Below are 12524 nucleotides of genomic sequence, written 5' to 3' on the forward strand. Positions count from 1 at the left end.
AGATCAAGAAAAAAGCATGTTCCGAGACATGCTTTTTTCTTGATCTGAAAACCCTAGTTTTTTTTCCAGATTTTAATTTTATCAAAAACCTCTTTTGCGGAAATACTGTCCAGAGTTTCTGTCTGCGTTTCAATATAATCAGCTTTTGCTCCGATTGGTCCCCATCTCCCGCCGTGTTTTGGCCTGAAATTCGGGTATAATCCCAGAGCATTTATTCCTAATGCCGCAGCAAGATGTAGCGGGCCAGTACTGGCTGCCAGTAAACCATCCGTATGTTTGATAAAGGTTATAAGCTGATCCAGCGGAAGTTTTCCTGTAAGATCAATTACATGCGCTGGCAAGGTATCAATCCATGGTTTCAGCTCCTCCTGTTCTTTTTTTGAACCAGTTATAAAAATCTGATACTGATCCTTATCCAGTAAATTAATCAGCTGCGAAAATCTTTCGAGATCCCACTCTAAGGCATTTTTATTAGATTTTGGGTGCAGAATGATCGTGAATTTATCCGTGTTGAGGAGATTAGAATATTCAACAGGCAATGTTGCAAGTTTATTCATCTGATAATAATGCCATAAATTCTCCGGAACATCGTTTATTCCCAACGGTTTCAATAAACGAAAATGAAGGACAGCCTCATGTTCGTCAGAAACTTTCCGGCGTAACCAGATCAGTCGGTTGCAGTCGCGCCAGTGGTACGGGCGGCTAATCGTGCCCACCCGGACAGGAATGCCGGCCTGACGAGCAAGCGTACTAATGTCTTTTTGTGTAATTAAATGGAGAATTGCATCAAATTTGTGTTGTTTGATTTGTGCTATTTGTTCCTTTTCCGGTAAAGCAAAAATCTGGTCATAATCGATAAAGCTATCAACGGAATCACTTGCGTCTACTACTGCTTTTGTATAACTTCTTGCTAAAATAGTGATATGTGTGTCCGGCCTGATTTGTTTCAAATAACCGCATAAGGGAAGGGTTAAGACAACATCGCCGATCGCGTCTACTCTTGTTATTAAAATATGCATGCTTCGGAAGTGAATCTGGTTTTTATAAAACAATAAACACAGATCTTGGTTTACGTCGTTTTTTGCAAAAATACTATACCACTAACGGTATTTCAGTTAAAAAATTAGATTGGAAATATGAGAAAAGTATAATTTCTCAGTTAAGCCAGTGGTGCGCGCAGGTTTAGGACGGTTCAAATTTACTATCATAATATAAAAAATGCAGAAAAGATAGATGTGTTTTTACATCTATCTTTTCTGCATCAGGAATTATAAAAGAATAAAAATCTGAGACGATTTTTTATTTATCAGATAAAGGCACAAGCTGTGCTTTCAAATCCGGGTCTTTCATGTCCTTATCCAATGGGAACATCGGATGTTTAATTCTTTTATAACCAAGTCTTTCCAAATCCTGATCAACACCGCCTGGCGTTAAAGCCAACAGCCAATCCGCGCGCATATTGTAAAGTTCAGGTTCCAGGTAACCGATTTTTACAACCACAATATCAGATTTCCTTGGGTTAAGACCAAGTCTGGTAAAATCAGCTTCTTTATGATATGGTTTGCGTTTTTGTGTAACGATTACATGCACGCTGCCGACTTTTACGACAACCTCGGTTTCTGCATTTCTATCTCCATATTCAATCGATTCCACAGTTCCGGCCAGACGAACCGGAGGCGCAAAACGAGCATCGACGGCAGCACCGGCCAATGCATCTACTTTTCCACCAACACCAGCGGCGATAGCAGCTTTTACGAATTCAGGACCTGGGATAGAGGCATAAATTAAAGAAGGGCCATTTTCAGATTTGAATTCAGGGCGAGCCAGAATTTCAGTTAATGTCCACGTGACATCACCAGCTCCACCCGCCGTCGGGTTATCGCCCGAATCGCTGATGAAAAATGGATGTTTCTGACTTTTAACTGCTTTATCTAATGCTTCTTTTAACGAAGCGGTTGGCGCCACAAACTCGAATTCTTTCCGTACTTTCCAGAATTTATCAGCCAAATCTTCGGCTGTTTTCGTAACCAGTTCTTTATCATCACCCGTCACCATCACAACAGCGTGGTTTCGCGGCTCGTCGGCCCAGGCATACCCGATCCAAATTGCCGCATCAACTATTCCCTTTTGCAGAGAAGCAGGAGATACTGCCGAGTATAACGTTTTTCCGGGCTCAATTCTCGTACTCGTTTTTTCTCCCGGCAATAAGATCGGAACAGGTATCCAGGCTTTGTAGGCCGGTTTTCCTTTACCATTTTCAAGACGGGTCAGTAAATTATTTACCGCGCGTCTTTTCGTTGCCATCGCATCTTCGTGCGGCGCCATACGATAACAAGTGATTATATCGGTATTTTTCGCCAGTCGCCAAGAGACATTTCCATGCAAATCCATGGAGGTAGAAATAAGCGTTTTCTTGCCTACTACTTCCCGAATACGAATCAGAAAATCTCCCTCAGGGTCATCCATACCAACCACACTCATGGCACCATGGATATCATAAAACAAGCCATCGTAAGGCAAATTCTTCTTCAATAAATCTAAAGCCTGTTTGACCATCGACTCGTAAGCTTCTTTGGTTACCGTTCCGCCCGGAAGCGAACGACCAACCATTGCCGGAAGCCAGTTTGCACGTTTCGGAATGGTTGAATCAGGCGAAAAGAATGGATAAGAAGTGAAAATTTCCGCACCATACTTAGCATGAAAAGCTTCTTCATGGGTTCTGGCAGGAGAAAACGTACTTGACTCAATAGCTAATCCGGTAATTCCCACGCGGGGTAAAGCCTTCTGCGCAAAAGTCTGCGATAAAAGCAAAGAAAATAAAGCAGCCAGGCAAAGTTTAAGTTTCATATATAAAATTTGGTCTAGGAAACATTTTAAATTATTTTATTAAATGTAATCAACTTTTCGTCTCCTGTTAAATCTGGTATCTAAAACTTTTAAAGGATATTCTTAAACTGATATTTATTGGTTGATAAGTATAATTATAAAAAGCCGATACGAAATCAATTGGAAACGTTCGGGTTGATTTAAGTCGGGTCTGTTATATTTACATGATGCTTGCACCACGCCAAACCCAAACTTATTCTCGCTTTTGTATAATGAATAAATTATTTCTTACCGTTTTTCTCTGGCTATTATCACTCCCTATATTTGCCCAATTCCCTTTACAAAAAGATCTGCCACTGTCTTATCTGGTCAGTCAGCCTAAGACAAAAACTTCCAAACCGGGTTTGCTTATTTTGCTTCACGGATATGGAAGTAATGAAGCAGATTTGTTTTCATTGAGAGAAATGCTGCCGTCCGATTTTTTCATTATGTCGGTCAGGGCTCCGACGGCGCTTGCTCCGAATGCTTATCAATGGTTTAGAAGCGAAACGATAAAAGGTGTGAAAGGTGGAAATTTAAAGGATCTTGAAACAAATTCTGATCTGATCAAGGCTTTCATAAAAGGCGCTGTGAAAAAATATAAGGCCGATCCTTCGCAGGTTTATCTGATCGGTTTCAGTCAGGGAGCAATGATGAGTTTCGAAGTAGGGCTGACATCGCCTGAACTGTTAAGAGGAATTGCGCCTTTAAGCGGACGAATTTTTGAGTCGCTGAGGCCGAATATAAAACCATCAAGTGCTTTCAAAAATTTTAAAATATTCATTGGTCACGGAACAACCGACGAAAAAGTGCTTTATCATTATGCCACCGAAGCTGTTTCAATTTTAAAAGAAAAGCAAATACCAGCCGTTTTACATACTTACCAGGGTATGCCGCATTCTATCAATGAACAGGAAATCAATGATCTGATAAAGTGGCTGAAAGAAAAATGAGAGCTCTTTGCTATCAAAAAATGATCTATACATCTCACAAAAACGCACGTTATGATTTTTGATAATAAATCATTCAAAACATTTTTAACTATTCTTTCAATTTTTTCAGGATTAAATCTGGCGATGGCTCAGAGGCCTGCCTGGCTTGAAGAATACAATGAACATCAGGCTTACAAAGACATTTACGTTGTTAAAAAGATCAACAATACTAACGGCACTTACAGCAGTTTTCTGGTGGATAAAAATGGCAAAAAACTCACGCCTGCTTATCGGGACATTGGCAAATTCTCCAACGGTCTCGCAGAATTTGTCACCTTTGAAAACCATAAGGGCGCGCTGGGTATGCACGGATACCTGAATAAAAACGGCAGGATCATCATTCCTCCAATTTACCGCGGAGCAGGTGATTTTCAGAATGGGATCACCTATGTGATTTATCCAAAAGGCAAACAGATGGGACTTTCCTATCTGGACACGCTGGGGAAGGAAATTTATAAAGTCCCGGTCGAGTTATTTCCAAATGATTTTTTGATCAATAAAGCAAAAGCGGCATATGTTGCTTACCACGACTGCCAGGAAGATTTTATCTGGTATGTCAATGACAATGTGACAACACTCAACTGGAAATTTGGAAAATATACTGAGGCTGATATCAAAAAAGCCAAAGAGCCGTTCCGCTTTTACTACAAAGGGAAATATGGCGTTGTTGATAAAAACCTGATCTTACGGGTTCCAGTTGCGCTGGACGATATCGACCTGATTTATAAACATTCGGGAAGAGGTCTTGCCAGGGTGAGGTATGGCGACAAGTTCGGCTATATCAGCTCAAAAACAGGTGAAGTCGTAATTCCGTTTATTTATGAAGATACCCAAAAACCGTCGCTGGGACGTTACTGGGTGAAAAAAGGTGGAAAGTGGGGTTGTATCAATAAGAAAGGAGAGACTGTTATTCCATTTTTATATGAATATGCCGGTCGATTTATGGATGAAAACAGAGCTTCTGTTTCACTTAACGGCAAGTTTGGGCATATCGATACAACCGGAAGAGTTACAACGCCAATTATCTATCAGTCAGCTTCGTATTTCAAGCATGGCGTTGCGATGATACAGCTGGACAATAAATATGCCTACATTGATACAAGTGGGAAAGTTATCACAAAGCAATGGTTCAGCGAAGCCCAGCCATTTCGGGAAGAAATGGTGGAAACACAGCGATTTGGGCTTTTTTACGAAGTTTTGCCGGATGGAAGCGTCAAATTTAAAAGAATCTCGGGATACTGGAAAGGAGGATTGATCTTGCTTGGCCTGGTACTTCTTGCGATTGCTCCATGGCGATTTTTCAAGGCGAGGATGAAAGGAAACAGATGATTTCGCTAAATCAAAACTTTCCGCTTGCTGAAATAAAAAACCATCATTTACACCAGCACTTTCCGCTGCGAATATTCCTTCCGTGAAGCTTGGATCGCCGGCATATTTTTGAGCGCCCAGTCTACAAGCAGCGACATGGCTGGCAGCAAACTTTCGCCAAGTGGTGTCAAAGAATATTCAACGCGGGGCGGAACCTGCGGATATATTTTTCGCGAAATCAATCCGTCAGCTTCCAGCGTTTTTAAGGTTACCGTCAGCATTTTCTGTGATATCGTACCAATGACAGCGTTGAGTTCATTGAAACGCAAAGTTCCGCATTCACCTAAAATCGTGATCACCAGTATCGACCATTTATCTCCAACACGATCGAGTACACTTCTTACAGGACAATCTTCTATTAACTCAAATTTTTTTAAATTTTCTTTTATCATAATCTTTTAATAGTCAGCAATAGTTACTTGAAAGTGAGTAATTGATCTAGGCGTGCGTTCTTGTGTGATGCTAAGTTACTATTTACCTTTAACTATACAAAAGTAACTATTGACAAAAAACTTTAAAAAGACAAGATATGAGCAAGATTTTGGTTACCGGAGCTACTGGCCATCTTGGCGCGGCAGTAACAAATTTCCTTCTTGAAAAAACAGACGTTACTAATATTAGTATCCTGGTTCGTGATCCAGCCAAGGCAGTAAAGTTTGGGGAAAGAGGTGTGAAAGTTGAAGTCGGTGACTACGACAATACAGAGGCGCTTACGAAAGCTTTAACTGGTATCGACAAATTATATCTGGTTTCCGGATTGGACGCTAATCGTGGAGCCCAGCATGAAAATGTAATTAACACGGCAAAAAAAGCGGGAGTGAAGCACATTATTTACACCAGCTTTCAGCATAAAACAGAAGGCGGACACCCGGCGCTGGCTTTTATCGCGGAAGGACATTTATATACAGAGAAAGTACTGAAAGCGTCGGGTGTAACTTACACGATTTTACAGCACGGTTTGTATGCTGAAGTTATCCCCATGTTCGCTGGAGAAAATTTACTTCAAAGTAAAACCATTTTTCTTCCTGCAGGAGAAGGAAAAACGGCTTTTGCAACACGAGAAAATATGGCTGAGGGAGGTGCCGTTATTTTACTGGATGAAGCAGGGAAATTTGATAATCAGACGATTGAGCTGGCAGGTTCTGAAACAGTTTCATGGAGCGATATTGCCACTGTCATTTCTTCAAATGTTGGCGAGACAATTTCATATATCAGCCCGTCGGTCGTTGACTTTACTTCGGCTTTGACCGGTGCAGGCGTTCCTGCTGAGATCGTTGGTATGTCAGCTGGTTTTAGTCAGGCGATCAACGATGGAGAATTTGACGCTGTAAACGGAAAACTGGAAGATTTATTAGGACGTAAATTAACTACCGTGGCAGATTTTCTAGCTGAAATTTACGTGAAGAAGTAATATATACGATGCCAGATAGGGGATACCCTGACGGTTAATCCCTGTCTGACATCGTAACTCATAACTTTACTAGTCTCCAGCTTCCTGATCTTCACAAACTTTGCCCGAAAGTCAGCAGATTGTGCTCCGGGTCAAGAATGGAAAATTCTTTTGTTCCAGGGTTTTTCTGCAAATTCGTCAGCAGTGGTATCCCTGCTTTTTGATCCAGCGCCAGCTGGTACCATTCCTCAATAGCATCTGTGCGGATGTAAACCTGTCCATAATTTTCCAGTTGATCAGGAGCTTTGAATGCAAAGGATATTGTCTTTCTGCACCATCACATATCGTTATAGTCAGCGTTGCCAAATTTCCGAGGGGCTGGTTTGTTCAAACAAAATTTCCTCGTAGCCGATTTTTCGAACATGGGAAGTTTTGGATTGATATCGATTTGCATAATTGATTTTCGTTACGGTTTTCTTCGTACATTCGAAGATTCATCATTTATCTAAAATTAACCCAAATGACCAGCATTAAAAAATCGGCATCAGCTTTCAAAATCCTTATTCTGGGGCTTGCAAGCTTGTTTTTTACGACTACTTCTTTTGCTCAGACGACTATAACGCTGGGAGGTAATACCGTCCACACCGTCGGGAAATTGCCTGCTGTCGGAACGGAAGTAAAAAATTTCACTCTAACCGGCGTTGATCTAAAAGACAAAACTCTGGCTGATTATAAAGGAAAATACGTGATCATGAATATTTTTCCGAGCGTGAACACAGGCGTATGTTCGAAGTCGGTAAGGAAATTTAATGAAGATGCGGCCAGCCTGAAAAACACAACCGTGCTTTGTATATCCAAAGATCTTCCCTTTGCACAAAAGGCATTTTGCGGAGCCGAAGGAATTAACAACGTCGTGATGCTTTCTGATTTCAGGACTGATTTTGGAACATCCTACGGTGTTCAAATCGCCGATGGACCCATGAAAGGTTTGCTAAGCCGTGCCGTAATCGTGGTAAATCCGGAAGGCAAAATCGTATACGAACAACAAGTTCCGGAAATAGGGACGGAGCCGGATTATACTGCGGCGATTGCAGCGATTAAGTGAGGGTTTGGGGTTGAAGTTATTGTGGGAATTTGATTAGGGTTGCGTTGCCTGGCCGGTTGGTTTGGGTGACGCAATTTTTTTAGTTTGGGAGCAGTCGAATGTTTTCAAAGAATGGATCGTCCCATTATCCGTCATGCAAGACGGCAAAATTTCTGTAACCTTCGATGGGCCGGAAGAATCTAATTTGAACTGGCGGAAGAATTCTTAGATTTCGGATGTTTGGTTGTTGAGGGAGTAGGTTAGGTTTGATTTGGGACTATTGAGGTCTGCGATCGATTTGCAGACCTTTTGTTATTCTCGTGTTTCCCATAGACTTTCATTCTCCCAACCAATAGGGAAATCCATCGCCTTTGGATCGACATTTGGATATTTGTCTAAAAGCGCTTTTAATTTTTCGGTAAATCGTGAAGTTGGATTTACTGTTTGCAATAAAAATCTTACCATCGACAACATAAAATAGGTTCTGCTGTTCCGGATATTTTTGTTGACAAGCCAGGTTTTCTTTGGAGATCGTGGCATTTCCGGTCGAATGCTCAATGAACGATTCCATAGTCTGGTATGATGCGCACAAATATTTCTTAGATAGAAAATGCTATGTAACCAAGTTTCGAATACAGAATCGGAAAGCCCAAAGTGATTAGCGATTTCTCGTTTTTCCCGACTTGGGCTTAAATTTTTATAAAGCATGGATAACGTTCCAAACGAAGTAATCTCCATAATCATCCATGCCGGAGGAAGTGGGTCTGAATATTTATTACGAAATGCTTTTATAAATTCTTCATCGCTACGCTTATATTCTTCTCCAATTTTGATAATTGTTTTTCCATGTTGAACTAGGTCATGAAATAAAGTATTATCCTTGAACCAGAAACAGTCATGTCTATGAGATAAAACGTAAATCATTTTAGCACGTACACCAACTTCAATTTTTTCCAATTCTGAAATAATCAAAGAGCGTAAATCACGGTCGAAGCAATATAAATGAAAAGCAGCCGTAAAGCTGCTATTGGGTTTGAACGAATGTTATTGTTTATCTAAAAGTAATGGATACCAATATCCACTTAAACGATAATAGCTGACAGTTTCTAAGAGATGAAGAGCTTTTGGCTCATCCTCGAAAACCATTCCTCTGTCTTTGAGTTGTTGAAGTTGTTGCTGAAAAGTAAGAGGAGGTTTTGAATATTGAACCTTATTCATAGAGGCTGTAAAAATAAAAAGTTCACCCTAAGCGCCCTGTTCTTACGGGAAGGGGGGTGAACATGTTGATTCAAAGGTAATATAATTTGCGTGCTTTGTACAAGGCGTGGTGGAATTAATCCAAATTTGATTAAATAATCGGATTTGGTATTGTCTATCTTTAACCAAATGTAGTGTTTTAATTAAAATGGTTTATTTCGGTTAATGACAAATAAGGCTATGAGTAGTCTTAAATTATGCCAAGCTGGGTTATATAGTAAAACTATCGTACTAACTAAAAATATATAAATAACATACTACTTGTCCCTTAATCATATTTAGTCGGTTATGGATTATAGGAGGATCAAAAATGTGCATTAAAAAGGAATAATGCTTTCTGTGTTAATGCACATTTTGAGTGAGAATAGTTAGGATTGTAATAGGGTGGGTTAAGCAACCCGCCTCAGGTGTACTTGGTTATCAAAAGAGAATACATCCTTAATAATATCTACTGGTAGAGACATAGATACTGCTAAATCTTCTTATGGGTTGCCGCGACTCGAAGCATATTTTTGTTTAGAGAGCATTGCATGTATCTTTTAAAACACTGGTAGTATTACTGACTAAAAACTGGAGTTTATACTCAGCTAATTCGCTAAGTACATTTATTTTTTGCAAGAGTCGCTTAAAATATATGAATTGCTATGACGGGTGTCTTCCATATGCCCAGGTGCAATCCTCAAAAGAAAGAATTGCATGTCAACTTAAATTACAAAGTTCTTGCAGTAGCATAAAAATCAATCATCGGTTTTCACCAAAATTACGAAAGGGAAGATAAAAAAGCCCAAGAGACTTTATGAATCCTAAGTTTGTTTTGGCAATAACAGAATCCTATATCTGTGATTTGAACGAGAGTTTAAATCATAGATATAGGCTAATGAATAAAGTTAAATACTTTATAATCCTTCCGTCGGGATGACAGGATTTGAACCTGCGACCTCTTGCACCCCATGCCGATTTTTTGGTATTTTTTTAATAATTTATTTTAACAAAAATTAATATATCTATCTTGTTATCAGATATTTAACTAATTTTTATTAAGTTTACCTAAGTTTACTTAGACATCAAATGTTCGACTAATGTTCGACGTATGTTCGACTAAATTTAGGCTGATATGGCAGTATCCACAAAGTTTGTTTTGAGAAGCCAGAGTACTTTGAGCGACTCAAATTTCCCGATAATGGTTCAGATAATCATTGATCGGAAGAACCAACTCGTCAGTACAAAAAAGTACAGCACCAAGGAACACTGGCAAACCAGGGAACAATCCGTTTCCAGGAGTCATCCCAAACATAAGGAAATTAATCTTCTTTTACGAACGATCACGTCTGAAATAGACTTCTTTATTATATCAGAAGGAAAAAAAGGTAACAGGCCAGGTTTCGAAGAAATTAAGGATCTGGTCCGCAGGCTGACCGGTGGACATACCGAACCTGAACGCAGAAAGCTTTTCGTATTATTTGACGAGCAGATCGAGGCTCTGAGAGCTCAGAACCGGATCGGCTATGCAGATACTTTTAAATCTACGTTGGGCAGTTTGAAAAACTTCATGAAAGACAAGGATAAAGAGCTTCTGTCTATCAACACTGCTTTTTTGATCAAATACGAAGCTCACCTTATAGACCGAGGATGCGCGATTACAACCCGCAGCGTATATTTTCGAACCTTTCGAACCCTTTGGAGAAATGCCATCAGAGACAAGTTCTGTCCGGAAAGTCATTATCCGTTTAAAGAGTTTGCGTTTAATAAGTATAATAAACCACGAACAAAAAAGCGGGCTATATCGAAGCTTCAAATTGATTTGATCGCAGCGGCTCAGATTGATCCCAAGAATGACATTCTGATCAATGCGAGAAACTACTTTTTGTTCAGCTACTATTGCCGCGGAATCAATTTTATTGACCTGGCCAGCCTGAAATGGAATAACATCGTTGAGGATGAACTTCATTATATCCGGGCGAAAACCAAGGAAGAGTTTCGGTTTAAACTGCATCCGGCAGCTTCGAATATTTTAGAGTACTATAAGAATCTAGAGGGAAATAGTGATGCTGGGTACATTTTCCCAATCATTTACAAAAGACATGCAACTCTCCAGTCTATACGAGATCGCAGACAGAAGGTCCGTACCCGAACCAACAAGGAGATGAAGGCATTTGGTGTTTCTCTGGGAATTGAAAAGCCTCTCACCACTTACGTAGCCAGGCATTCCTATGCGACGGCACTACGGAAAAATGGAGTTTCCAAAGAAAATATCGGTAGATCACTCGGGCATGATAGCCTGAAAACTACGGATATCTATCTCGAAGACATAGGAGATCCGGTTCTGGATGATTTGATTAACTCAACTATTTAGGTTATGTATTTTTTTGATTTGCCAGGCTTTCATCCCGTTAGCGGAATCGATACGGAGGATCAGGGACAATATCCGTATCTCCATTTTAAGAATAGTATGTTCGAAAGAGAGGAAATCAATTACTATAATTCGAATTTCCCGTTTAAAAAGCTTGTTTTTAGCAACGGAGAAACATTGTTTGTTAGTGAAAAGAATCTGATTGCAGTTTTTCAGTACAATCCGGTTTTCAAAGATGATCTGCTTATTGATCACAGTCATCCTATCTCGGCTGAACAGCTTAATATAATAAAGCATAATTTTTCTGCGGGATATTCGGCTGGGTGTTCTGACTTCCCAAGAGAAATCCATTCAATGATAAATCTGGTAGATGGTGTTATCAAGGAAAAGAAGCTTGGGGATTTCATCGAGTTTTGTGGCTATCATCTATTTTTTGAAGGTTTTGCTACTCCCAAATGTCTTTACGCATTAGGATTTATACAGGCATATTTACTTAAAGCTTTTGGAGAATACCGTAATTTGATCCAGAGTCTTGAAAATAGTATTCCAGTCGTGAAAGTTGAGGAGTGGACATCGGAAGATGAGATAGAAGAATCAATATTTTTAGAAGTCACACAGGAAGACGAGTTCACTGAAGAGGAGCCCGATGAAGAAGTAGCCAATGAACCGGATGTCACACATGACCTTCCGCTATTCTCACCCACTGATGAGGTGGAAAAAGCAACATTTGATAAAATACCATTGGACTATCCGGTGGAGGAGATTATTTCGCTCTGGATGATTTTATTGGAAGTGTGGAAATGTCGGCCTGTTAATTCCATCCAGGTGTTTTTTGAACCGGAAGAGGTATTGGAATTATTAGGCTGCATGTTTGACGATTCGAAGAAGAAGGGAATGCTTCCACAATCGGAATTTAAATTTTATAGTTTACCACCCGGGAAATATGAAAGAATTCTGAACATGCTGATGCATGTTACATACAAGCTTAACACGGATCGAAACAATATTAACCTTGAAAGATATTGTGAAGCGCTAATTGGCACCTTTTCCTGTTACAGTAAAACTAAGGTCACTAGTTTAAAGAGTAATATCAATAAGGAAAGGGGAAATATTATTCAGAGTATAAAATCATTACCGAACAGCGATTTGCTTAATGACTTTTTTAAAACTTTAGGAAAAGTTAATGAGTATAAAATTTAGAATTTCTGATTGTAATGG

General features: G+C 39.7%; 9 protein-coding genes and 1 pseudogene. 6 read left to right on the forward strand and 4 right to left on the reverse strand.

Going from position 1 to position 12524, the window contains the following annotated elements; all coding sequences use genetic code 11:
- Positions 1-53: 53 nt before the first annotated feature.
- Positions 54-1019 (reverse strand): glycosyltransferase family 9 protein, encoded by a 966-nt coding sequence (locus tag BMY70_RS17460; RefSeq protein WP_090337389.1) that lies wholly within the window; start codon positions 1017-1019, stop codon positions 54-56.
- Between the two features lie 280 nt (positions 1020-1299).
- Positions 1300-2847 (reverse strand): M81 family metallopeptidase, encoded by a 1548-nt coding sequence (locus BMY70_RS17465; protein ID WP_090337391.1) that lies wholly within the window; start codon positions 2845-2847, stop codon positions 1300-1302.
- Positions 2848-3098: 251 nt separating this feature from the next.
- Here BMY70_RS17465 and BMY70_RS17470 point away from each other — a divergent pair, with 251 nt between their 5' ends.
- Together BMY70_RS17470 and BMY70_RS17475 are read left to right on the forward strand one after the other, a co-directional pair.
- On the forward strand, positions 3099-3818 hold the full coding sequence (locus BMY70_RS17470) for an alpha/beta hydrolase (protein ID WP_177197055.1): 720 nt from the start codon (positions 3099-3101) through the stop codon (positions 3816-3818).
- Positions 3819-3869: 51 nt separating this feature from the next.
- Positions 3870-5186 (forward strand): WG repeat-containing protein, encoded by a 1317-nt coding sequence (locus BMY70_RS17475; RefSeq protein ID WP_090337394.1) that lies wholly within the window; start codon positions 3870-3872, stop codon positions 5184-5186.
- A gap of 47 nt (positions 5187-5233) precedes the next feature.
- Here BMY70_RS17475 and BMY70_RS17480 read toward each other — a convergent pair whose 3' ends face one another.
- Positions 5234-5617: a winged helix-turn-helix transcriptional regulator gene (locus BMY70_RS17480; protein ID WP_090337396.1), complete on the reverse strand. Its 384-nt coding sequence runs from the start codon at positions 5615-5617 to the stop codon at positions 5234-5236.
- A gap of 137 nt (positions 5618-5754) precedes the next feature.
- Here BMY70_RS17480 and BMY70_RS17485 point away from each other — a divergent pair, with 137 nt between their 5' ends.
- Both BMY70_RS17485 and tpx read left to right on the forward strand, forming a co-directional pair.
- The gene (locus tag BMY70_RS17485; RefSeq protein WP_090337399.1) at positions 5755-6636 is read left to right on the forward strand and encodes an SDR family oxidoreductase; all 882 of its coding nucleotides are present in this window, start codon (positions 5755-5757) and stop codon (positions 6634-6636) included.
- A 499-nt stretch (positions 6637-7135) separates the two neighbouring features.
- Positions 7136-7720, forward strand: a complete 585-nt coding sequence (gene tpx / locus BMY70_RS17495) for a thiol peroxidase (protein ID WP_090337401.1) — start codon at positions 7136-7138, stop codon at positions 7718-7720.
- Between the two features lie 291 nt (positions 7721-8011).
- On the opposite strand, the pseudogene BMY70_RS17500 reads toward tpx, so the two are convergent.
- Positions 8012-8731: pseudogene (locus tag BMY70_RS17500) on the reverse strand (Abi family protein); the annotation flags it as partial.
- 1339 nt (positions 8732-10070) lie between these two features.
- Between BMY70_RS17500 and BMY70_RS17505 the strand changes: the two are divergent.
- On the forward strand, positions 10071-11309 hold the full coding sequence (locus BMY70_RS17505; RefSeq protein ID WP_090337404.1) for a site-specific integrase: 1239 nt from the start codon (positions 10071-10073) through the stop codon (positions 11307-11309).
- Between the two features lie 3 nt (positions 11310-11312).
- Positions 11313-12506, forward strand: coding sequence for a hypothetical protein (locus tag BMY70_RS17510; RefSeq protein WP_090337407.1), 1194 nt, complete (start codon positions 11313-11315; stop codon positions 12504-12506).
- Positions 12507-12524 lie beyond the last annotated feature (18 nt).

Origin of the sequence: Dyadobacter koreensis (assembly GCF_900108855.1) — a bacterium.
Lineage (GTDB): Bacteria > Bacteroidota > Bacteroidia > Cytophagales > Spirosomataceae > Dyadobacter > Dyadobacter koreensis.

Excerpts from the sequence above, each read along its gene's own strand:
- BMY70_RS17460 (WP_090337389.1), bottom strand. The coding sequence starts at position 1,019 with ATGCATATTTTAATAACAAGAGTAGACGCGATCGGCGATGTTGTCTTA.
- BMY70_RS17465 (WP_090337391.1), bottom strand. The coding sequence starts at position 2,847 with ATGAAACTTAAACTTTGCCTGGCTGCTTTATTTTCTTTGCTTTTATCG.
- BMY70_RS17470 (WP_177197055.1), top strand. The coding sequence starts at position 3,099 with ATGAATAAATTATTTCTTACCGTTTTTCTCTGGCTATTATCACTCCCT.
- BMY70_RS17475 (WP_090337394.1), top strand. The coding sequence starts at position 3,870 with ATGATTTTTGATAATAAATCATTCAAAACATTTTTAACTATTCTTTCA.
- BMY70_RS17480 (WP_090337396.1), bottom strand. The coding sequence starts at position 5,617 with ATGATAAAAGAAAATTTAAAAAAATTTGAGTTAATAGAAGATTGTCCT.
- BMY70_RS17485 (WP_090337399.1), top strand. The coding sequence starts at position 5,755 with ATGAGCAAGATTTTGGTTACCGGAGCTACTGGCCATCTTGGCGCGGCA.
- tpx (WP_090337401.1), top strand. The coding sequence starts at position 7,136 with ATGACCAGCATTAAAAAATCGGCATCAGCTTTCAAAATCCTTATTCTG.
- BMY70_RS17505 (WP_090337404.1), top strand. The coding sequence starts at position 10,071 with ATGGCAGTATCCACAAAGTTTGTTTTGAGAAGCCAGAGTACTTTGAGC.
- BMY70_RS17510 (WP_090337407.1), top strand. The coding sequence starts at position 11,313 with ATGTATTTTTTTGATTTGCCAGGCTTTCATCCCGTTAGCGGAATCGAT.